The organism is Agrobacterium sp. lyk4-40-TYG-31, from assembly GCF_030209855.1.
GTDB classification, from domain to species: Bacteria; Pseudomonadota; Alphaproteobacteria; order Rhizobiales; family Rhizobiaceae; genus Agrobacterium; species Agrobacterium vaccinii.
This window is the reverse complement of sequence record NZ_JARVRE010000005.1, coordinates 1-22,291: the sequence shown is the minus strand read 5'-3', so window position 1 is coordinate 22,291 and position 22,291 is coordinate 1. Positions and strand designations below refer to the sequence as shown.

At 57.0% G+C, this 22,291-nt stretch carries 20 protein-coding genes and 2 tRNA genes; 11 read left to right on the top strand and 11 right to left on the bottom strand.

The features are described from left to right. The first annotated feature begins 118 nt into the window (after window positions 1–118). Window positions 119–2,398, top strand: a complete 2,280-nt coding sequence (gene parC / locus QRN55_RS10385) for a DNA topoisomerase IV subunit A (protein ID WP_045231877.1) — start codon at window positions 119–121, stop codon at window positions 2,396–2,398. 225 nt (window positions 2,399–2,623) lie between these two features. Here the strand turns inward: parC and QRN55_RS10380 are convergent, their stop codons facing one another. From QRN55_RS10380 to uvrB, 5 genes are all read right to left on the bottom strand, one after another. Beyond that, window positions 2,624–3,091, bottom strand: a complete 468-nt coding sequence (locus QRN55_RS10380; RefSeq protein WP_233136301.1) for a PRC-barrel domain-containing protein — start codon at window positions 3,089–3,091, stop codon at window positions 2,624–2,626. Window positions 3,092–3,179: 88 nt separating this feature from the next. Next, window positions 3,180–3,689, bottom strand: coding sequence for a Panacea domain-containing protein (locus QRN55_RS10375; protein ID WP_284776646.1), 510 nt, complete (start codon window positions 3,687–3,689; stop codon window positions 3,180–3,182). Then, a complete protein-coding gene (locus QRN55_RS10370; protein ID WP_284776645.1) occupies window positions 3,673–5,046 on the bottom strand; it encodes an HD domain-containing protein in 1,374 nt (457 codons plus the stop codon). Before QRN55_RS10370 ends, QRN55_RS10375 begins: the two co-directional genes overlap by 17 nt. Before the next feature lie 101 nt (window positions 5,047–5,147). Continuing rightward, window positions 5,148–6,095 (bottom strand): alpha/beta hydrolase, encoded by a 948-nt coding sequence (locus QRN55_RS10365; RefSeq protein WP_284776644.1) that lies wholly within the window; start codon window positions 6,093–6,095, stop codon window positions 5,148–5,150. A gap of 88 nt (window positions 6,096–6,183) precedes the next feature. After that, a complete protein-coding gene (uvrB, locus tag QRN55_RS10360; protein ID WP_284776643.1) occupies window positions 6,184–9,258 on the bottom strand; it encodes an excinuclease ABC subunit UvrB in 3,075 nt (1,024 codons plus the stop codon). Window positions 9,259–9,508: 250 nt separating this feature from the next. Here uvrB and QRN55_RS10355 point away from each other — a divergent pair, with 250 nt between their 5' ends. From QRN55_RS10355 to QRN55_RS10345, 3 genes are read left to right on the top strand one after another with little or no spacing between them, the layout of a single operon-like run. Further along, on the top strand, window positions 9,509–9,862 hold the full coding sequence (locus QRN55_RS10355; RefSeq protein ID WP_112499221.1) for a DMT family protein: 354 nt from the start codon (window positions 9,509–9,511) through the stop codon (window positions 9,860–9,862). Between the two features lie 13 nt (window positions 9,863–9,875). After that, on the top strand, window positions 9,876–10,685 hold the full coding sequence (tolA, locus tag QRN55_RS10350; RefSeq protein ID WP_284777185.1) for a cell envelope integrity protein TolA: 810 nt from the start codon (window positions 9,876–9,878) through the stop codon (window positions 10,683–10,685). Window positions 10,686–10,708: 23 nt separating this feature from the next. Next, the gene (locus QRN55_RS10345) at window positions 10,709–11,173 is read left to right on the top strand and encodes a GNAT family N-acetyltransferase (protein ID WP_284776642.1); all 465 of its coding nucleotides are present in this window, start codon (window positions 10,709–10,711) and stop codon (window positions 11,171–11,173) included. A 72-nt stretch (window positions 11,174–11,245) separates the two neighbouring features. On the opposite strand, the gene QRN55_RS10340 is transcribed toward QRN55_RS10345, so the two are convergent. Next, a complete protein-coding gene (locus QRN55_RS10340; RefSeq protein WP_284776641.1) occupies window positions 11,246–12,214 on the bottom strand; it encodes a nucleoside recognition domain-containing protein in 969 nt (322 codons plus the stop codon). Window positions 12,215–12,333: 119 nt separating this feature from the next. Here QRN55_RS10340 and QRN55_RS10335 point away from each other — a divergent pair, with 119 nt between their 5' ends. Continuing rightward, window positions 12,334–12,786 carry an Lrp/AsnC family transcriptional regulator gene (locus QRN55_RS10335; protein WP_284777154.1) on the top strand — a complete coding sequence of 151 codons (453 nt, stop codon included), beginning with the start codon at window positions 12,334–12,336 and terminating at the stop codon, window positions 12,784–12,786. A 57-nt stretch (window positions 12,787–12,843) separates the two neighbouring features. Here QRN55_RS10335 and QRN55_RS10330 read toward each other — a convergent pair whose 3' ends face one another. Beyond that, entirely contained in the window at window positions 12,844–14,262 is a 1,419-nt protein-coding gene (locus QRN55_RS10330; protein ID WP_284776640.1) for a PepSY-associated TM helix domain-containing protein, read from the bottom strand. Between the two features lie 80 nt (window positions 14,263–14,342). Next, window positions 14,343–14,747, bottom strand: a complete 405-nt coding sequence (locus QRN55_RS10325) for a DUF2946 domain-containing protein (protein ID WP_284776639.1) — start codon at window positions 14,745–14,747, stop codon at window positions 14,343–14,345. Between the two features lie 188 nt (window positions 14,748–14,935). On the opposite strand from QRN55_RS10325, the gene QRN55_RS10320 reads away from it, so the two are divergent. Next, entirely contained in the window at window positions 14,936–16,480 is a 1,545-nt protein-coding gene (locus QRN55_RS10320) for a DUF1800 domain-containing protein (protein ID WP_284776638.1), read from the top strand. A 4-nt stretch (window positions 16,481–16,484) separates the two neighbouring features. Continuing rightward, complete coding sequence (locus tag QRN55_RS10315; RefSeq protein ID WP_284776637.1) at window positions 16,485–17,666, top strand: DUF1501 domain-containing protein; 1,182 nt, start codon at window positions 16,485–16,487, stop codon at window positions 17,664–17,666. Between the two features lie 40 nt (window positions 17,667–17,706). On the opposite strand, the gene QRN55_RS10310 is transcribed toward QRN55_RS10315, so the two are convergent. Then, window positions 17,707–18,093: an acyl-CoA thioesterase gene (locus tag QRN55_RS10310; RefSeq protein ID WP_111839663.1), complete on the bottom strand. Its 387-nt coding sequence runs from the start codon at window positions 18,091–18,093 to the stop codon at window positions 17,707–17,709. A 37-nt stretch (window positions 18,094–18,130) separates the two neighbouring features. Continuing rightward, complete coding sequence (locus QRN55_RS10305; RefSeq protein WP_284776636.1) at window positions 18,131–19,012, bottom strand: TrmH family RNA methyltransferase; 882 nt, start codon at window positions 19,010–19,012, stop codon at window positions 18,131–18,133. A gap of 313 nt (window positions 19,013–19,325) precedes the next feature. Between QRN55_RS10305 and QRN55_RS10300 the strand changes: the two genes are divergently transcribed. From QRN55_RS10300 to QRN55_RS10290, 3 genes are all read left to right on the top strand, one after another. After that, a tRNA-Tyr gene (locus tag QRN55_RS10300) sits at window positions 19,326–19,410 on the top strand. Between the two features lie 25 nt (window positions 19,411–19,435). Continuing rightward, window positions 19,436–19,509: transfer RNA gene (locus tag QRN55_RS10295), tRNA-Gly, on the top strand. Between the two features lie 227 nt (window positions 19,510–19,736). Next, window positions 19,737–20,150 carry a PAS domain-containing protein gene (locus QRN55_RS10290; protein ID WP_112499229.1) on the top strand — a complete coding sequence of 138 codons (414 nt, stop codon included), beginning with the start codon at window positions 19,737–19,739 and terminating at the stop codon, window positions 20,148–20,150. 352 nt (window positions 20,151–20,502) lie between these two features. Here the strand turns inward: QRN55_RS10290 and QRN55_RS10285 are convergent, their stop codons facing one another. Beyond that, window positions 20,503–21,135 (bottom strand): TerC family protein, encoded by a 633-nt coding sequence (locus tag QRN55_RS10285; RefSeq protein WP_111839660.1) that lies wholly within the window; start codon window positions 21,133–21,135, stop codon window positions 20,503–20,505. Between the two features lie 357 nt (window positions 21,136–21,492). Between QRN55_RS10285 and QRN55_RS10280 the strand changes: the two genes are divergently transcribed. After that, a partial coding sequence (locus tag QRN55_RS10280; protein WP_284776635.1) for an elongation factor Tu occupies window positions 21,493–22,291 on the top strand: 799 nt, incomplete at its 3' end.

Sequence of the window (22,291 nt, the reverse complement as noted above, 5' to 3'; positions counted from 1 at the left end):
TGGCCGAATTGCGGCATAAAAACAAGATTAACGAAAAATATACGATTGCGGCCTTTCATCCACAGCGGAAAAGGCGCGATTCCTTGCCGGGAATCGGCATTTCGGCTAGTCAAGCGCCATGGCAAAAAATATTGTTCCTCCGTCCGGCGGAGACGACGACAACGTACTCCCGATCGACCTCAAGGCCGCGCTCGAAGAGCGCTATCTGGCCTATGCGCTGTCGACCATCATGCACCGTGCGCTGCCGGATGTTCGCGATGGCCTGAAGCCGGTGCATCGCCGCATCATTCACGCCATGAGCGAGATGGGTATTCGCCCGAATTCGGCGTTCAAGAAATGCGCCCGTATCGTCGGTGACGTCATCGGTAAGTTCCACCCGCATGGCGACCAGTCGGTTTATGATGCGCTGGTGCGTCTGGCGCAGGACTTTTCCCAGCGCTACCCGATCGTCGACGGGCAGGGCAACTTCGGCAACATCGATGGCGATGGCGCTGCCGCCTATCGTTACACCGAAGCGCGCATGACCGATGTCGCGGCGCTGCTGCTGGAAGGCATCGAGCAGGATGCGGTTGATTTTCGCCCGACCTATAACGAGGAAGACGACGAGCCCGTCGTCATGCCGGGCGCGTTTCCAAACCTTCTCGCCAACGGTTCCTCCGGCATCGCGGTTGGTATGGCCACCTCCATTCCGCCGCACAACGCCCATGAGCTGTGCGATGCGGCGCTGCGCCTAATCAAGAACCCGGAAGCGAGCGTCGAGGATTTGATGTTCGACCCCGCCCACCCGGAAAAGGGCGGCATCGAAGGGCCTGATTTGCCCACGGGCGGCATCATCATCGAGAGCCGCGAAAGCATGATCGAGGCCTACCGCACCGGTCGCGGCGGCTTCCGCGTTCGTGCGAAGTGGGAAATCGAGGACCTTGGCCGCGGCGGCTACCAGATCGTCATCACCGAAATTCCCTATCAGGTCCAGAAATCAAGACTGATCGAAAAGATCGCCGAGCTTCTGCTGGCGCGCCGCTTGCCGCTGCTGGAAGACGTGCGCGACGAATCCGCCGAAGACGTGCGCGTGGTGCTGGTGCCGAAGAACCGCACCGTCGATGCCACGCTGCTGATGGAATCGCTGTTCCGTCTGTCCGATCTGGAAAACCGCATTCCGCTCAACATGAACGTTCTGTCCATGGGGCGTGTGCCCAAGGTCATGGCGCTGAACGAGGTGTTGAAGGAATGGCTGGACCACCGCCGCGATGTGCTGCTGCGCCGCTCACGCTTCCGTCTGGCCGCCATCGACCGTCGCCTTGAAATTCTTGGCGGCTTCCTCATTGCTTACCTCAATATCGATGAGATCATCGCCATCATCCGCGAGGAAGATGAGCCGAAGCCGGTCATGGTTGCACGCTTCAACCTGACCGATATTCAGGCCGAAGCCATTCTCAACATGCGCCTGCGCTCTCTGCGCAAGCTGGAAGAATTCGAGATCCGCACGGAATTCGAAGGCCTGAGCAGCGAGAAGGCCGAGATCGAGTCGCTGCTGGCATCGCCGGACAAGCAGTGGAAGACGGTTGCCTGGGAAATCGAAGAGGTCAAAAAGAAATACGCCAAAGCCACCAAGCTCGGCGCGCGTCGCACGCTGTTTGCGATGGCGCCGACGGCCGATGTCGATGCCATCCAACAGTCGATGATCGAAAAAGAACCCGTGACCATCGTCATTTCCCAGAAGGGCTGGATCAGGGCGCTGAAGGGCCATATGGCCGACACCTCTGCCCTGACCTTCAAGGAAGGCGACGGACCGAAGCTGGCCTTCCCGGCGCAGACGACGGACAAGCTGCTGCTGGTGACGACAGGCGGCAAGGCCTATACGCTGGGTGCTGACAAGCTGCCGGGCGGGCGCGGTCACGGCGAGCCGGTGCGCATCATGGTCGATATGGAAAACGATCAGGACATCCTGAGCGCCTTCGTGCATGACCCATCGCGCAAGCTGCTGCTGGCCTCCACCGCCGGCAACGGCTTCGTCATCGCGGAAACGGAAATGGTCGCCAATACCCGCAAGGGCAAGCAGATCATGAACGTCTCCATGCCAGATGAAATGAAGCTGCTGGTGCCTGTCACGGGCGACCACGTCGCCGTCGTTGGCGAAAACCGCAAGATGCTGACCTTCCCGCTCTCGCAAGTGCCGGAAATGTCACGCGGCAAGGGTGTGCGCCTGCAACGCTACAAGGATGGCGGCATATCAGACGTGAAGTGCTTTGCGCTGGCAACAGGCCTCACATGGGAAGATAGCGCGGGGCGCTCTTTCTCCAAGGTGGGCGACGAGCTGCTGGAATGGATGGCCGACCGCGCCACCGCAGGCCGCACCGTGCCCAAGGGTTTTCCGCGTAGCGGCAAGTTCGGCGGGTAAGCAGAAAGAGGACGAGTACGGAGGGCATCTAAACTCTCTCCTTCGTCATCCTCGGCCTTGTGTCGAGGATCTGACTATATCACGCCTAAGCACAACGTGGCAGAAATCCTCCATTTGCGCTGCGCAGCTATGGAGGCTCAAACAAAAAAGCCCACCGACGATTGGAGTGAACCAACTGTCGGTGGGCTAGAAGACCGGCGGAATGTTACCGCCTATCTCGCAGAATTAGTCGTCCATCTTATCGTAGTCGAGCTTCGGAGCAGCTTCGAGCGCTTCCTTGGTCGTGTCTACGTAGGCTTTCCATGTGCCGTTGTCGTTGTTGATGGCAACGGAGGCCGGGTCGAGAACGACGTAGCTCTTGTCGATGCCGAGGAAACCGCCAACGCTGGCAACCAGACCGATGACAGACTTGCCATCGCCGATCACCACATCTTCGATCTCACCAATCTCCTCGTTCTTCGCATTGTAGATGTCCATGCCATCCAGCTGCGAAGCGGTGAGGTCGGTCTTCTGCACATTGACGAACTTCAAAGGGCCGTTTGCCTTGGTGCCCATGGTTATACCAGGGCCAGCCATTGTCGCATCAGCGCCAGCGGCCGGTGCCGCCGAAGGAGCCGTCGTCGCTGTCTGCGCAAACGCAACAGAAGATGTCAGAACCGCCGCAGCAGCCAGTGCGAAAACCTTGTTTTTCATATGTTTCTTCCCTTTTCAGTGTCGGACATGGTGTCCGGGGGAAGAACGGGTTGGGATGGGTTTGGTTCCCATGACTTATATGATCCAATCACCCGGCAAGTTTGAGCGACAGCTTATTTAACAAATCTTTAGCTTTTTCTAAGCGCCCATTATCATTCTTTGAACCTTTACGGCGCCTGATCTCAATTTCCCAATCAACGATATTTTCATGCTTTACGAGCCAATGAGCAGTTGCTGCGAGTTCAAGCACGATCACGTTTTCATGAGCCAATTCTGCCGTCATGTCTCGTAGCTTTTTAGTCGTCAACGCTTTGTACTCACGGACCTCTTCGATGAGCGTGAAAACACTGTATTTAGCACCATCGCTCGCTCTTGAAGCCTCCTCCTCATCAATGAGGCCAAACGCTTCGCCATCTAAAACTGCGTTTTCAACATCTCTGGAAAACGGACCATAGTGATAGTACACAAAGTCGAAGTTGTGCTCTCCGCTGACCTGATCAAGCAGATACGCAATTTTTTGCAGTCGGATCTTACTGACAAGCCTGCCTCCTGCGGCAGAAATAATTTCTGCGATGCGATTTTCAGGTTCGATTGCCATTGGCCGCTTTTCCTCTTGCCTGTGTTCTTTGTTCTTCATCAGCGAAATAAATTCGAGAAAGCTTTTTTGTACCCAAAGCGGAGATGAGTTTTGATTTCTCGGTGATCTCTACAGGAGTGGTCCCCTCGAGGATGTGAATTTTTTTATGCATCTTTTCTGATTCGCCGCCTATTTCAGAGTAAATGCCGAATGAACCTTTATCGTCGACAATGACAGTCTCATTCTCAATTTCTTTTTCGAATTGGGCTTTGATTTTTCTGAGTTGTTGCCGCTGTTTTCCTGAGTCCGCTCCAAACTCCGCAATATCCATCGTTTTATATAAACGTCGCTCTCTGAGTCGGCACGCTATATCTTTTATCGAAAAATCTTCTGCGTTTGACAGCGCTTCGAGCGACCCAAAAATAAGGGCGTCGTCAAGTGAAAGATAGTTCGCAACCGTTTCTCCTTCTTTACCGAAGAAACGAAGAAGTGGATGATTATCCTGCAAACCAGATTTTTTTCTTTCTGCCTTTGATCCTACGGCGACCCTCGCGATACCTCGTAACATTCTTGCGATCATATGTTCCACGCAACGCGTAGCTCTGTGGAAATAAACCTGCTCAGATAATGTGAACCTTGCCAGAAGAAATTGTTCAGCAGCAGGCAACGCTTTCTCGGTGAGACAAAATGTAGGCACGCGTCGAGGCTCACCATCTTCATTCCCGTCTGGGGCATCAAGCTCGATTTCCGCGACTCTTACATTATCTCTCAGCCAATCGAAATCGATCGCGCCAGCGCCGGTGCCGGTCATCAATCGGTCTCTTCGCAAATAATCAAGACGGTCAGCATCGAACGAACTGGAGACTACAGAGTGATATATGTCCTCTGGATCTTCTTTCTCGAGAAGGTCTGCAACTTCATCGGTGAAGCCCGGCCGAAAACTTTCTAGAATCGGCTGAACTTTTCCCAATGGATTCCGGATGATATCAGCCGTCCACTTTTCATGTTTCTTTTTAACGCCGCGTGACGCTTGCACGGATTCAAACGTGTGACTGAAAGGACCATGCCCCAGATCGTGCAAGAGTGCAGCGATCATTGCTACTTCAGCTTTTGCTGGTATTGGCAGTTGATCAATTCGTTTCATTTCACGCTCAACGATTTCGACGAGCAAGCGTGCAGTATGAAAAACACCTATTGAATGTGCAAAACGAGTGTGAACTGCGCCCGGAAAGGTAAATTCCGAAACTCCCAATTGCCTGATACGGCGAAGTCTTTGAAATTCTGGAGTGTCTATTAGACGCCACGCTAATTTATCAACCGCCTTATTTTCATCGAAGACGATTAAGCCGTGGACTGGATCCCGTAGCCTTTTACTCAAGTAAAACCCCAACTTCGAATCAAATTAGTGTAAATAATTTATAGCGTCAATTTATCGTTCAGCCAATGATTGTAGAGGCGTCTTTATGTTTACTACTGTATTCACCACTCCCCATCCACAAACTTCAACGCATCAATAATCGACACCTTCCACACCTCCCAAACATGATCCCCGTCCGTGATCCGCAGTTCGGATTTGCGGTTGTCGGCTTGCAGGGTTTCGTGGAGGGCGACGGCGCCGCGCCATAGGGAGAAGCCGTCATCGTCGCCGACGGTGAGGTAGGTGGCGGGGAGGTCTTGTTTTTTGACAACGTGCTGGGCGACGGTCGTGAAGATGTTTTGTTCGTTGAAGCGTCGGGCATCGAAGGGTGTGCCGAAGGAGCCGGAGAAGTGATCGCCGGTCGAGGGGAGCACGATGCCGCTGGTGATGGTCGTACGGTCGACGCGGTGGAAGAAGGCGCTGTCCTGAATGAGTTTCAGTTCGGCGGGCGTCTTGTCGAGATCGGTCGCGGGCACGTTCTGCCAGATTGCGCCCGAGAGGCTGGCGACGGCGGCGTAGAGGTCTTCATGGGCATAGGCCAGATGCAGCGCGCCGAAACCGCCCATGGACAGGCCGATGATGGCGCGGCCCTGTCTGTCCTTGCGCACCGGCAGGGTCTTTTCCACATGCACGCGCAGATCGCCGGTCAGCGCAGTCTCGTAATTGCCGGGGCCGCCAACATCGGCGGAATCGACATACCAGCTGTTTTCCACGCCCGGCATGACAACGACGACGGGACGGATCGTGCCTGACGCAATCATGCCATCCAGCGTCTTCTGGATATTGCCGAGATCGCGCCAACTGTTCTGATCGCCATCATGGCCATGCAGCAGATAGATCACCGGCCAGCCATTGTCCGGCGGATCGCCATCCGGGCGGTAAATATTGACCGGCAGATCGGCGTTCAGAGCTTTGCTGTGGAAGGTGGCATCTGCGAGGGTACCGGCGATGCTGGCAGAGGCTGCAGATAGGAAGGCCATGACGGACAATGCCAACAGTCTCGCGTGCATGCTCACCTCTACCTTTCACCTTCAGTTCGCGTCCATGCCGTTTCACCGCAACGCGCGGACCTGAAAACAGCCATGACGGGCCGGGTGTTTACCGCCCCGGCCTGCCGGTCTTTCCCTTCGTGCGTCCCTTGCGCTTCTGCTCGCCGGGGTCTTCGTAAGAGCCGACGCCGACCTTGCCACGCGCGATGGGGCGAGGGTCGTCCTTGCCTCCCGCGGCGCGCTCCGGCTGGCCTTCCAGCAGAGGCGAGAAGCGTTTGCCGGGCTCGGTCGCGGGCTTTGTCGGGGTGGCGCCCTTGACCGGCTTTTCCGTGCGGCCAACGGTCATTTCGTCGAGGTTGTTCTTGCGGAACAGAGGTTTGGCGGTGTCGGTGCCGGGGCCCATGTCGTCGAGGCTGGGTTTGGTGAAGAGGGATTTGGAGGTGCCGCCCTCGTGGTTCGAGACGGCCCCTTGGGCCTCCTCACCATGAGGGCTCATTGTTGCGCCGTCTTCACCATAAAGGCTACCGGCACCACGGTCCTCATCCTGAGGCGCGGAGCCCGAAGGGCGGAGCCTCGAAGGATCCTTCTTCGTGCCCTTTCTGCCTCCACTCTCAAGCGATTTCGCCTCTTCCTTGGCAATCGGGTCGTCCATGGCGGCGAGTTCGGCGGCTTTGAGGCGTTTGATTTCGTCGCGCAGGCGGGCGGCTTTTTCGAAGTCGAGGTCGGCGGCGGCGTCGCGCATGGATTTTTCCAGCGCGTTAAGGTGGGCCTGAAGATTGTTGCCGACCATGTGGCCGCCATCGGCGAAGCCCTTGCCGGATGCGCCGGAGATATCGGCGCGGACGTGGTCGCGCTCGTAAACGCTGTCGAGAATATCCGAAATGCGGGCCTTGACGGATTCGGGCGTGATACCGTGTTCGGTGTTGTAGGCCACCTGCTTTTCGCGGCGCCGGGAGGTTTCTTCCATGGCGCGCTTCATGGAGCCGGTGATGTTATCAGCGTAAAGAATAACTTTGCCATCGACGTTACGCGCCGCGCGACCAATGGTCTGGATGAGCGATGTTTCCGAGCGCAGGAAGCCTTCCTTGTCGGCATCTAGAATGGCGACGAAGCCGCATTCGGGAATGTCGAGGCCTTCGCGCAGCAGATTGATGCCGACAAGCACATCGAACGCACCCAGCCGCAGGTCGCGGATGATTTCGATGCGTTCCAGTGTGTCGATGTCCGAGTGCATGTAGCGCACGCGCACGCCCTGTTCATGCAGATATTCGGTGAGGTCCTCGGCCATGCGCTTTGTCAGCACGGTGACGAGGGTGCGATAACCCTTGGCGGCCGTCTCGCGGATTTCGCCCAGCACGTCATCCACCTGACTACGGGCAGAGCGGATTTCGACCGGCGGATCGATGAGGCCCGTGGGGCGGATGACCTGCTCGGCAAAGACGCCGCCGGACTGTTCCATTTCCCAATTGCCGGGGGTGGCCGACACGGCGACCGTCGGCGGGCGCATGGCATCCCACTCCTCGAAGCGCAGCGGGCGATTGTCCATGCAGGACGGCAGGCGGAAGCCATATTCGGCCAGCGTCGCCTTGCGCCTGAAGTCGCCCCGGTACATGCCGCCGATCTGACTGACGGAGACGTGGCTCTCATCGATGAACAGCAGGGCGTTATCGGGGATATATTCGAACAATGTCGGCGGCGGTTCGCCGGGGTTGCGGCCGGTGAGATAGCGCGAATAGTTCTCGATACCAGCGCAGGAGCCGGTGGCCTCCAGCATTTCGATATCGTAGCGGGTGCGCTGTTCAAGCCGCTGTGCCTCAAGCAGGCGTCCGGCCTTTTCCAGTTCGGCAAGGCGGCCCTTCAGCTCTTCCTTGATGGAGCGAATGGCGCCGTTCAGCGTGGGGCGAGGCGTGACATAGTGCGAGTTGGCGTAAATCTTGACCGATTGCAGATCGCCAGTCTTCTGGCCGGTGAGCGGATCGAACTCGGTGATCGAGTCGATCTCGTCGCCGAACATGGAGATGCGCCAGGCGGCATCCTCCAGGTGGGCGGGGAAGATTTCGATGGTATCGCCGCGCACGCGGAAGGAACCTCGCTGGAAATCCATATCGCGGCGCTTGTATTGCTGGGCCACGAGATCGGCCAGAAGCTGGCGCTGGTCCAGCCTGTCACCAATCGCCATCTGGAAGGTCATGGCGGTGTAGGTTTCCACCGAGCCGATACCGTAAATGCAGGAGACCGAGGCGACGATGATGCAGTCGTCGCGCTCCAGCAGCGAGCGGGTGGCGGAGTGGCGCATGCGGTCGATCTGTTCGTTGATCGAGGATTCCTTCTCGATGAAGGTATCCGAGCGCGGCACATAGGCTTCGGGCTGATAATAGTCGTAGTAGGAGACGAAATATTCCACCGCATTGTCGGGGAAGAAGTTCTTGAACTCCGAATAAAGCTGCGCCGCCAGCGTCTTGTTGGGCGCGAGAATGACGGCGGGGCGCTGGGTGGCCTCGATGACTTTGGCCATGGTGAAGGTCTTGCCGGAACCGGTGACGCCGAGCAGCACCTGGCTGCGCTCGCCGGAATTGATGCCCTCGACCAGATCGGCAATCGCCCTTGGTTGGTCGCCCGCCGGTTCGAAATCCGATGCCATGCGGATGGTGATGCCGCCTTCGGATTTGGCCGGACGGGCAGGGCGGTGCGGCGTCCACATCTTGCCGTCCTTGAACAGCGGATTGCCGCTCTCGATCAGCGCCGATAGGGCCTCGACCGTCGCCGTGACCGCGCCGGTGGCAAGGGTTTCGGCATCCTCGAGGCTGACATCCATACCCGCGACGGGGTTCAAACCAGCGGCGGCGCGCGTCTTCGGATCGTTGGAGGCACCGATGGAGACGCCACGCGATGTCTTCTGGGCGGTGGCCTTCTTGTTGACGCTCCCGCCGCTCTTGGCCTTCTCGGCCTCATCGATCGCCTGTTTGCGTGCCTCGATCTCGATCTTCTTGCGGTGCTTGCCCGCTTTCGACGCAACCTCACGCTGGGTCTCGACAGAAGACGCCTCGGCGTCTGCCTCCAACTGCTTCACCCAATCGGAAACGCTGCCGGACAGCGGCGCACCTTCGAACGGTGCCTGCGGCATTTCTGCGAAGCCATCGGAGCGGGAGGTCTTGTCGGGAGATTTTTTGGGTGATCTGGCCATGGTCGGAATATGGAGAGAGTCCTGTTGAAAGGAAAGGGGCGGGGTCGAAAAAATGAGTACAAACAGGAAACGTTGGGCGCTCGGGAACGTGTTGCGAAGTTTTGCGTTCTTCACGCGCTCTCACAATCTGGTGAAGCGCGCGTCAAAAATCCTGTTCCCGTTTGCTGCGTCCTGCGCTAAGCAATACGCCGCAAGCCGGAACAGGTTCCCCTCTTGCGAGATTATTCCCTCCCAATTTCAAAGGTCTGTCATGCCTTTTTCCATCACCCCTGCGCACATCTGGCCGGTTGTCATGTTGATTGCTTCGAATGTCTTCATGACATTCGCCTGGTATGGACACCTCAAGCATAAGGGTAGCCTGTTGTTCATGGCCATCCTGACCAGCTGGGGCATCGCCTTCTTCGAATATTGCCTTGCCGTGCCGGCTAACCGCATGGGCTCCGAGGTCTATTCGACAGCGCAGTTGAAGACGATGCAGGAAGTCATTACGCTGACGGTCTTCGCGCTGTTCTCGGTATTTTACCTCAAGGAAAGCCTGACGATAAACCACGCGATCGGCTTTGCCCTGATTGCATTCGGCGCGTCGTTCCTCTTCAAGTCTTAAACAGGGCGTTGTTATGAATTCCAATTGGACCGCAGCAATTTCCGCTGCCTTCCTGATGGCGTTTCTCGCAGGTCAGTCGCAGGCCAAGGAACCAGATCCGCGCGTTTCTGCCGCGCTTGCTCCGCAAATCGCGTCCTGCTGGACCGTGGCGGCTGAACCGCCGGTGGTCCTACCGATTTTGAATGCTCAGCTTGAACGGGACGGATCGGTGAAGTCCGTTGTCGTCGCCAATCATTCAGAGGACCCCTCGTTCGCAGTCTATGCGGAAGCGGCGCGGCGTGCCGTTCTGCGCTGTGCGCCGTTTGATCTAGCGAAATTCGCGGATAGCTACGACGATTGGCGCGAATTAACACTGAACTTCTCGTCGGATAATGGTTCTGAGCAATCCAAGCGGCAGAACAGGGAAACCGGCGTGACATCGCTAATGCCGCAGTTCAGCAGCGGTGGCAGGGTCGCAAACGGTATCGCGCAGCAGGCCACGTCATGGGACGGTCGTGAGATCATGGTCATGTTCATGTGCGTGCCAGAAGAAAAGCCAAACGGGTTCGCCATCGGTGTCGATTTCGGCGTAGGCCGGAATCAGACGCAGCCGCAAAATGTTACGATGATGTACGGCCAGACGACGGAAAAGAGAAAGTACACGCGTGTCGCAGAGTATCTCGGCTTCGAGGGCGCGGCTGCAGCGAAGCATCTGAAAGCGATGGGCGATGCAAAAGGCTACCTCGAGTTCGCCAGCGAAAATGGGCATTCCGCATTTTTCAAGTTCGACGATATGCAGAATGAATTGGGTCAGTTCCTCAAGCTGTGTGATTTGAAAAGCTGACCGTTGCTTTGATTGGATAGAAGATGATCGTGCGTTCCGCAGAGTTAGACGATGCCGAGGGCATGGCCGCCGTGCAAAACGAAATCTTTGCGGCAGGCCTGCGCAAGACGCCAACGGATGTCGCGACTGTACTGGCCAACTACCTTACGCCGGATGACCGTATCCAGTGCACGGTGGCTGTCGATGATGATGGCCGTATTCTCGGATTCCAGTCGCTGAGATTGGCGACGGCGGCTGGCAATCCCTATGGTGTCGAGCAGGGCTGGGGCATCATCGGAACCCATGTCAGCCCGAACGCTGCCCGTCAGGGCGTTGGTTCAGCCCTGTTTCGCGCGACGCTGGCGGCTGCAAAAGCCGCCGGGCTTGAGAACATAGACGCCAGCATCGGCGCGGATAATCCGCTGGGGCAGGCCTATTATGAGGCAATGGGGTTTCGGACGTATCGCACCCCAGAGGGGCGGGTATGCAAGTCCTATCGAGTGGAATGATGCCTTGAGTTTAGCTTGGATGACGTCTGAAAGAGCCGGGATTTTCCCGACTCTCTGATATCCTCTGTGGCTTCACACCTCTCTCGCGTGCAGTCTGAAGATGCGTGCGAAAAATGTTCTATCCGACAGCCTGTAAAGCAGAGCGGCAATCGCTGCCGTCGCGACCACGGCAAATACGACACGTCCGATGAGAATGCTGTAGATATCGGCACCGAGCGAGACCATCAGAAGTGTGTCCTCGATCACGCTGTGCGCAAATCCCATAAAGATGCAGGAGAGAAAGATTTGGCGCGGCGATATCGCGCCGGATCGCGCTTCGCGGATGAGCAGACCTGCGCCATAGGAAATGCCCAGGAACAAGCCGATAGTAGTGAGATGGCTTGCTTCACCCTTGATGCCAGCAAGACGCAATACGGGTGCCAGAGCCGTCATCATCACCCTCATCAGTCCTATCGCTTTGAGGATTTCGAGACTCCACGACAGGGCGAAGAGAATGACGAGCATGGAGATCATCGTCTCCAGGAGACCACAAAAATACACGGCCCAGTCGGGCGTGGCGGTCATCGGTATCCAGGCCGAATTGACGGGATCGGATAGCCAGCCGGTGGCCTGCAAGAGATGATGCAGAAGAAACGCATAGAGCAAACCACCCGCGATGCGCAGTGTCGTTGTGGTGACGAAGCCGGGACCGGCTTGCTGAATGATCTTTTGCTCGATCGGCAGTCCATGCGCAAATAGAATGAGCGCCGAGAATACCGTAACGTCCGCAACACTCAGCGACGACGCCGGAAGGAGCGTGAAAATGAGCGGGACAGCACCCCATATGCCGACGAGCATGGCTGTCAGCCATGCCAAGCCCAACTCGGAAGGCAAGCCGATCAGGTTCATGATTGGCGCAAACGCCGGCGACACCGCTTCGATCGCCCCCATGCGTGAGAGAATTTCCGTGATGATCGCAATAGGAATCGTGATCCGAATAAGCACCCAATAAATCGCAAGTGTGGCGCGTGTATTTTGCAAGAACGGCGTCAAAAATTTCATGGAGGACTCCTCTTCGTCGGTCTCCATCTGCTAGCGCGAGCCGTTTCGAACTTGTGGTCAAAAATTGCATTTCTTTGCAATATTATTGCAAATTCAGTCCACTCGGATATTTTGTCTCGATGGACGGGATTGATCGCAAACTTTTGAATTTGATGCAGCGTGATGCGTCGCGCACGAATATCGATATGGCGGATGAGGTTGGGCTATCACCTTCCAGTTGCCTGCGTCGTATGCAGCGGCTGCGGAAATCAGGTGTGATCGACCGTATTGTCGCGATTCTCAATCCCGCTAAATCTGGGCGTGGTATCAAGGCGCTGGTTACGGTGGAACTGAAGTTGCATGGCGAGCAGCACATGCGCCGCTTTCTGGACATCGCGTCTAAAGAGGAGGCCGTTTCACAAGCCTATGCGGTGACTGGTGAAACGGATGTGGTCCTGATGTTGCGTTTGAGGGATATGGAGGAGTTCGATGCACTCTGCGACAGGCTTTTCCGTGATCAGACCAATGTCGCGCGCTTTTTTACGATGATCGTTATCAGGACGGCGAAAGACGAGACGGCCATCCGGCTTTGACAGGATGCCGCCTCGATCTATAAAGGCAAAGTGCCGGGATTGCTCCCGGCCTCCATTTCAAGCGGCTTGAGGCTTGCTCAATTTCTGCACCACAAAATCAAGCACCAGCATCACCAGCAAACTCACGCCGACCAACGGAAAGATCACGCCGCCAATGGCGAGCAGGGCGATCAACCCACGCAGCACGCGTTTTTCCTGTGGCAGTGGCGGTACGCCGAGAGAACCCTTCGGGCGGCGTTTCCACCACATGATGCCGCCGGAGACCGCGAGGAGAACGATGCCGAGACAGGCGAGGGCGAGGATGATCTGGTTGGCCAAGCCATACTGCTGGCCCATATGGACGTTGATGCCCCACTCCAGACCTTTGCCGAGTGGGCCGTAATCGGCATAGCTCATGTCGATCAGCGGTTCGCCGCTATATTGATCGAGATGGACGACGCGCTGTTTCGACAGATCGTCCGGGTAGACCGAGCCGCTATAGACGCCGGTGGTCGCGGTTGGCAGGGCCACGGTGTAGCCGGGCTGAAGGCCGAGTTCATTGAAGCGTGCGACGGCCTTGTCGATGCCGATCGGTGGCATGGACGGTTGGTCGTCCATCGGTGCCATATCGTTCGCCATGTCCATATGCTGGCCGTGGTCATGAGTGCTGGATTGCGGGATTTGCGCCTGCTCGAGTGACCATGAGGTTTTCGCGACGTCGTTCAGATGCTGCCCGGACATGGGAATATCGGTGCGTACACCTGCCGGATATCCAAAATTGCTGCCGTTGGCCCATTCATTGACCTTGGCGCCCCACACGCCTGACCATGGCATGCCGGTGATGGCGAGGAAGACAATGAAGACGCCGACGAATATGCCTGTGACAGCATGGGTATCGCGCCAGAAGACGCGCTTTTTCGGCGTGCCGCGCACGGTGATGACGCCGCCCGTCTGCCTGCGGGGCCACCAAAGATAGATGCCCGTCGCCACCAGAAGGATGGACCAGCCAGCCGCGATCTCGATGAAATAACGGGCGAAGGTTCCGAAATATTTGAGGCTGTGGATGTAACGGATGGTCCACATGACGGTGCCGCGATCCGGCAGGGAACCCAGAGTTTCGCCTGTATAGGTGTTGACGTAAACGGCCCGCTTGCCCTCCGCCGTATTGACGGTGATCTCCGTTGAAGCGCCTGGGTCGGTGGGGGTCGTGTATTTGACGGCGGTGCCGGGAACGGCAGCAAGTGCCGATGCGATGATAGTGGATGGGCTTGCCTTTGCGGCATTCTGCACCGCTTCGATGCGCTTCACATCGGCGTGGACAACGCCGTCGATCTCATCCTTGAAAAGATACAGTGCACCGGTGATAGCCAGTGAAATCAAAAAGGGCAGAACGAAAAGACCGGCATAAAAATGCCAGCGCCAGACGGCGCGATAGAGATTGATGGAAGAGGATTGCGCAGGTGCGCGCACCGCTTCGGAAGAAGCTGTCACGGACATGGGATGTCTCCGCAAGACGATGAGGTTACGGTGGCGAGCGCGCTGGCACGGTGGCGCAACGGCGTTTGGCCGGATGATTCTCAGATTTGCGGGAGAGAGGGAGGTCCGCGCGGTTGCGAATCCCGATTTATCGTCAGGGGCGGGCTTGCAGCAGCATGGCCGAAGAAGGTGATTTCAACCTTTGAGGCATCGTTGCCGATGAGTTCGATTGGCGTGACCAGTAGCGCAGCGGCAGATGTAGAAGCCAGACGGCAGAGCGTGCCGCAGCAATTGTTGGCCAGTTTACCCGCCGGGTCCTGCTTGCCGGATATGCCTTCCGGTAGATGACTGGAACAGATGATCCCATCCGCTTCCAGTGCCAAGGCAGCCATGCTTCCGTTGGTTACACCATTGGCGAGGCCTTGCAGGAGAAACAGCAGAACAGCCAGCATGGCGATGGCGCCAGCCGAACTTTTGTCCTGCATGATCTTGCGTAAGAACCTCATGCTTCGTGACGTGCCACAGTTTTTCCGCATTGTCACTGCGACAGAGTGCGCTTTTCCTGGCTTTCCGGTCCATGCTGCCGGCGAATTACAAATTGTCCATGTCGGGAAAATGCCATGATCCGGCAACTTTTTTGCCCGATTTGGCGAGGATTTTCATTGCCATCTTCAAGTTGGCAGGAGTGGCTGAAATGGCTCCTTTTTCTCCAACGATGGCGGCGATCCGCTATGGTTACGGGCTCTCGCCCGGCCAGGTACTCGACCGGAATGCAGATGATCTATTGGTACAGCTTGCCGACGCGCCTCTGAAGGAGGCGTTCTTTCCCGTGGGCGGCGCATTCGAGGCGCGCCAGCGCTCAGACGATCTCGCTGATAGACTGATCGCGACCAGTGCACGCAACAACGGTGGCGAGCTGGATCGTGATGGCCGCAAGATCATACAGCAGAAGGCCGAGCAAAGCTTCCAGCGGGACAGTCTGGCGCGGGTCATGCAGGCGGTGTTTTCGCCCTATGGCTTCCACGAACGCCTCTCGTCTTTCTGGGTGGACCATTTTTCGGTCAATGCCCGCAAGGCGGTGCCGATGCGGCTGATAACCCCTCTTTATGAAGTCGAAGCGATCCGTCCTCATCTGGCAGGTACATTTCGCGATCTTCTACAGGCCGCGGTTCTGCACCCCGCAATGCTGATTTATCTGGACCAGAACCGCTCGGCGGGACCGGAATCAGCCGCTGCCGAAAAAAACAAGCGTGGCTTGAACGAAAATCTCGGTCGTGAATTGCTCGAACTCCACACCATGGGTGCAGGCAGCGGCTATACGCAGACGGATGTGCGCTCAGCCGCACTTGTTCTGACGGGTATGACGGTGGATGACCGCAATGAAATGCTGTTCCGCCCCGGCATGGCAGAACCCGGCCAGATCAAGGTGCTGGGCGTGTCCTATGGCGGAAATAAGCGCACTGCCGATGATTGTCTCGATATGCTGGACGATCTGGCGACGCGACCGGAAACCGCCATTCACGTCTGTCGCAAACTGGCAGCGCATTTCATCGCCGATGACGTGCCAGCCGATGTGCTGACGGCAATGGTGGATGAGTGGAAGGCAAGCAACGGCCATCTCGTCAAAGTCTATGCCGCCATGCTGAACCACCCCAGGGCTTGGGCAGAACCGGGGCGTAAAATGAAGCTTCCATTCGATTACGTCGTTTCGGGCCTGCGCGCCTTCGGCATAACGCAAAAGAACTGGCAGAGCCGCATGTCTCCAGCCGGTGACGAAGATGTCGCGCAGTCCGTAACCAGCATGCCGGCAGCGGTGAAGGATGAGGCCGCCGCTGCCATGAAGGCAGATGGCGACCAGATGACGATGGACAAACCTGCCACCGACATGAAGTCTGCGACCGGGCCCATGCAACCGCCTAAGCCAAAGCAGAGCCTTGCACGGACGCTGACGCTCGCTTCGCTGCGGCGCATGGGCCAGCCTGTGTGGCAACCGCCAAGCCCCGCCGGTTTTGAGGAGGGTGTGGCGTCATGGCTTTCACCCAGCCAGATGAGCGAGCGGATTTTCTGGGCCCGCAAAGCATCGCAGTCACTGGGTGGTGATATGGAGCCGAAACGGCTTCTGGAGGTGGCCATGGCCGATATGGCGCGTGACGATACGATCCGCGTCGTCAGTCAGGCTCCCAACCGTGTGAGCGGCATGACGCTGGCGCTGTCTTCGCCCGAATTCAACAGGAGATAGGATAATGGCCTTCTCTCAGGATATGATCATCAGCCGCCGCAGTTTTCTGGCCACCGCCTGTTGCGCCGCTGCTGTGCCAATGTTTTCACCGGTAAGTTTCGCCGCCATGCCTGGCGAGAAACGGTTCGTGACCATCGTTTTGCGTGGGGCTATGGATGGGCTGGATCTGGTTCAGCCCTATGGCGATGCAGCTTTTGCGGGCTTTCGTCCCACTTTGGCGCTGACGCCGGACACCGGCCTGATCGATCTCGACGGTCATTTCGGCCTCAACCCGGCGGCCCAAGCCTTGATGCCGCTCTGGCAGGCGAAGGAGCTGGCCTTCATTCATGCCGTTTCGACGCCCTACCGCGACCAGCGCAGCCATTTCGACGGCCAGGATATGCTGGAAAGCGGTGCCGAGCACGTGCATGGCGAGCGAACCGGCTGGCTCAATCGCGCGCTATCGGCCATTCCCCGATCCGAAGATCGAAAGGCAATCGATATCAACACGTCCATGGAGCTCATTCTCTCCGGGCCGAACGATGCGGATGTCTGGGCTTCGACATCCAACATGACGATGGGCGCGGATGACGTCGCGTTTTTCAAGCGGCTCTACGCCAATGATGCGGATTTCAACCGTGTGCTGGCGGAAGCGTTGCGCACAGACATGTCCGCCGAGCAACTGTTTCAGGATGAAAAGCGCGGGCAGGGCATTCGCGATGTCGCCAAGCTGGCCGGTGGTTTGTTGCGGGAAGATTATCGCATCGCCAGCTTTTCGGTGGATGGATGGGATACCCATGCAGGCCAGAAAGGCCAGTTTGCCCGCACGGTCAAAGACCTGACGATTGCACTGACAACGCTCAAGGATGCGCTGGGCCCGGATGTCTGGAAGAAAACCGTCGTGCTGGCGATGACGGAATTTGGACGCACTGCCCGTGAGAACGGCACGGAGGGCACCGACCACGGCACCGGTGGCGCTGCCATTCTGGCCGGTGGCGGTATCGATGGTGGGCGGGTGCTGGGCAACTGGCCTGGACTTGGCGATGGCAAGCTGCTTGATGATCGGGATCTGATGCCCACGGGTGATGTGCGGGAACTGGCCGCCGCCATGCTCTATCGCCAGTTCGATGTCGGCAGTGAAGCTTTGACCAACGGCGTATTCCCGGGCCTCAACTTCGACAGGTCATCATCCTACCTAAAGGTGTGAGTGCGAGCGCCATGGCAGACCGCCACGGCGCTCCTGTCCATCAGGCGCTGATGATGGGCCTTGGCTTTCCTTCGTCGTCCATCGCCACCATGATAAAGGTGCCTGCCGTGACCTTTTCCAGGGCGTCGTAACGCGAACGCTGGGCCCATGCTTCCACGGTCAGTGTTATCGAGGTACGTCCGACGCGGGAAATATCGGTGTAGATGGAGAGCGTGTCTCCGATTTTGACTGGCAGTTCGAACGCCATTTCCTTGACCGCCGCCGTGACCACGCGACAGCGGGCACGTTCAGCTGCCCTGATGCCGCTGGCCAAGTCCATCTGAGACATCACCCAACCGCCGAAAATATCGCCTGCCGGATTGGCATCTGCAGGCATTGCCAGCGTGCGAAGTGTAAGTTCACCGGTGGGCTTGATCTGTTCTGGCATTGTGGCTCCCTATGAAAATGCAGCGATGAAAAGAAAATCAGGTTTTGGGTAAAAACTGGCGGGTGGCGTAAAGCGCGATGGCTGCGGCGTTCGAGACATTCAGCGATTTGATTTCGCCGGGCATATCGAGTCGTGCCAGCGCGGAAACGGTCTCGCGCGTCTTCTGCCGCAGTCCCTTGCCTTCGGCCCCCAGCACCAGAGCGATCTTCTCGCCCTGAAATGTTTGCTCAAGTGGCGCGGGGCCTTCCGAATCGAGGCCGATGGAGGTGAAGCCCAGCTTGTGAAGCTCACCTAGAGCGTCTGCAAGGTTGGTGATCTGAATATAGGGAATCAATTCCAACGCACCGGAGGCCGATTTGGCCAGCACACCTGATTCCGTTGGGCTATGGCGCATGGTGGTGATCAATGCGCCCGCGTTGAAGGCAACGGCGGAGCGCATGATCGCACCGACATTGTGCGGGTCCGTGACCTGATCCAGCACCAGAATGAGGGGACTGTCTTTGAGTGCGGAAAGCCTGCGAACGGGCAGCGGCTTCGTTTCCAGCATCACGCCCTGATGGATGGCGTCGGGGCCCAGAACCTTGTCGATATCCTGCGGCGAAACCATCTCGACGGGGAAAGGCTGTTCTTCCGCGGTGCCGATTTCCAGACGCGCCAGCGCATTCAAGGTGACGGACAGTTTGACGATCTGCCGTTCCTTGTTTGCCAAGGCGGCGCGCACCGTGTGCAGGCCATAAAGATGCACCTGATCAGGCGCCAGTTGCGGTGCCTTCCAGTCCTCGCCGCCTTTCGGCTTGCGCTTCTGGAAAGCTGGCGTTGGAATTTCGCCACGTTCTCTCTTGGCATCGCGCACCTGGCGGCGCAGCGTTGCATAGTGGGTGTCGCGGGTGGATTTTTCGTTGGGATCGTCTTTGCTCATGGGGCCTTATATCTCCAGCGCTGCTTCCGCACCAGTACCCTCAAACGCCCGACGCACTTTCCTTTCTCTATAGTGCTGCACGTCGTTTTCCCTTTTTACCGACTGTCATGGTGAAAGTTGAGGCTCTCTTACCCAGGATACTGCGGTAATCCACAGGCCTATGACTCTGTTCGAATTTTTCGTGATTTTTCGACACACATCGTGTTGACAGACGCGGCGAGGGCAGTCATATACGCGGCCACAGACGACGAAACGGCAACACGCCGGGCCGGAAATCTGACGAAGCTTGGTCGCTTGATCCTCGTAGAATACTGGAGGAATGCCCGAGTGGTTAAAGGGGACGGACTGTAAATCCGTTGGCTCAGCCTACGTTGGTTCAAATCCAACTTCCTCCACCATTCTGCACGGATCGAAACCACCACCGCGGGTATAGCTCAATGGTAGAGCAGCAGCCTTCCAAGCTGAATACGCGGGTTCGATTCCCGCTACCCGCTCCATCTCCACCAAGCAGTGTACCGGTACGCCACACACTTCAGTTTGTGGCTTTCTGCTTGCTTTGGCACGACATTTGGTCGTGACCAGCGGAATTGATAGAAATCAATTATCTGCGTGGAACCATTCTGCAATCACTCTGTTTGAGCGAAAACACAGTTTTGCCTTATTGTGCGGTCCTCTGATACCGCATAAGGTGGTTTCGCGGTTTAGAGTAAACCCTGGATTGAGAATGCCTGATAACACACCCATTCAGCGCTATGTCGCAATGAACCTCGGTGGATTTTATGTCTGGGATGTCCAGCAAAACCTCTTTTGGGCGGATGAGGTCTTCGCCAAAATCATGGGTTTTACGCCAGAAGAACTGGATGGTGGTCTGCCGGTAGAGCGCATGATGCCAATCATCCACGAAGACGACCGACTATATGTCGCGGAAGGTATCAAAAATTCCGTCCTGGCCGGTGAGGCCTTCGAGATGGTTTACCGCGTGCGCCGGGGCGACGGATTCGCAAAGATCACCGAAATTGGAAAATGTTATCGCCACGTCGATGGCGTCGCGACGCTGTTCAGCGGTGTAGTCTTCGATAGCCCAGCCTCATCCACCGCAGATGCATCCAATGTGAACGTGCCGATATCGACGCCATGAGCGTTCAGGCTTTATAGCGTCACGTATAACGTTCCCAGCATAAGCAGCGTGAGAAAAGCCGCGCTTACAGCGACGCCGAATTTAAGTTGGCGAAAACGGCGAACACGTCCGCCGGACCAGTCATAAGCCATTGTTCAGATAACCTTTGTAGTTATTTCTTATATCTAAAGTAATGGGTCTCTAAGCTTGCCCGTGGCTTACTGCAATCATGAAAAGGTGTAGGCGAGTTTTACGACTTGCGGTCGGTGCCGTGGTGATTTGGCCGTGGAAATAATTTCGCGTCGGGTCGGGCAATAAAAAACCCGGAGATTTTGATGATCTCCGGGTTCCAAAAAGCGGCAATGCTATCAGCTTAGCTAAAGTAGGGCTGCACGTAAGGCCAGACCTCAACGAAGCCGTGATAAAGCATGTTGCCCGCGACATAGACGATGACGGCGAGGCCGAGATAGGAAATCCACTGGTAGCGATGCAGCAGCTTCGCGACGTAGTTTGCGGCAAGGCCCATCAAGGCAATGGAGAAGATCAAGCCGATGATGAGAACGGTGATGTGGTCTTGCGCAGCACCTGCCACGGCCAGAACGTTATCCAGCGACATCGATACGTCGGCGATGACGATTTGAACCGCCGCCTGGAAGAAGGTTTTGTTTCCCTTCGTCAGGTCGGCATCGTCATTGGTGGCGTGGCCGTCTGCATTGTTGCTTTGCGAACGCAGCTCGGTCCACATCTTCCAGCAAACCCATGCGAGAAGAAGTCCACCGAACAGCTGCAAGCCGACAATGGCGAGCAATTGTACCGTCACGGCAGCAAAAGCGATGCGCAGAACGGTGGCAGCGATGATACCGACGAGAATAGCCTTGCGGCGAAGTTCTGCGGGGAGGCCGGCAGCGGCAAGGCCGATGACGATGGCATTATCGCCCGCAAGAACGAGGTCGATCGCGATGACCTGAAGAAATGCCGTAAAACCGGCAGCAGTAAAAATTTCCATGGTAGATCCCGAAGCGGATTCGAATGGGTGCCGTGGGAGAAAACGGCGTCAAAGGCGATGTGTGAGTACCGGCATCAAGGCAGCCGGCGGCCTGTCCCCACAGGCTAATCCTGCTGTCAATATGTCATGAATCACATCTTCGTAAAGAGTGCGTGTCCCTTAATGCGTTGATCAACCACGTAAGCGGGCGTTGATAATATGAAATATGCACACCATATGAGGCTCATCACGTCGCTTTTCCCGGCTCAACAGACACACTTGCAATTAAGTCTTGCGCATTCGCGTGCAAAGCCTTAAACGGCGACACCAAACCGGTTCGCCGGGGAAACGACTTCACGTTCACAGGAAGCAATTCACATGGCAAAGAGCAAGTTTGAGCGCAATAAGCCGCACGTCAACATTGGCACGATCGGTCACGTTGACCACGGCAAGACGTCGTTGACTGCTGCGATCACGAAGTACTTCGGCGAGTTCAAGGCGTACGACCAGATCGACGCTGCACCGGAAGAAAAGGCCCGCGGTATCACGATTTCGACGGCCCACGTTGAGTATGAAACACCTGCTCGTCACTACGCGCACGTCGACTGCCCCGGCCACGCCGACTACGTGAAGAACATGATCACCGGTGCTGCCCAGATGGACGGCGCGATCCTGGTTTGCTCGGCTGCTGACGGCCCAATGCCACAGACCCGCGAGCACATCCTGCTGGCGCGTCAGGTTGGCGTTCCTGCCATCGTTGTGTTCCTCAACAAGGTTGACCAGGTTGACGACGCAGAACTGTTGGAACTGGTAGAACTGGAAGTTCGCGAACTTCTGTCGTCCTACGACTTCCCAGGCGACGATATTCCAATCGTCAAGGGTTCTGCTCTTGCTGCTCTTGAAGACAGCGACAAGAAGATCGGCGAAGACGCCATCCGCGAGCTGATGGCTCAGGTTGACGCCTACATCCCAACGCCAGAGCGTCCAATCGACCAGCCGTTCCTGATGCCAATCGAAGACGTGTTCTCGATCTCTGGCCGTGGTACGGTTGTGACGGGTCGCGTTGAGCGCGGTATCGTCAAGGTTGGTGAAGAAGTCGAAATCGTCGGCATCAAGGCAACCTCGAAGACGACGGTTACCGGCGTTGAAATGTTCCGCAAGCTGCTCGATCAGGGCC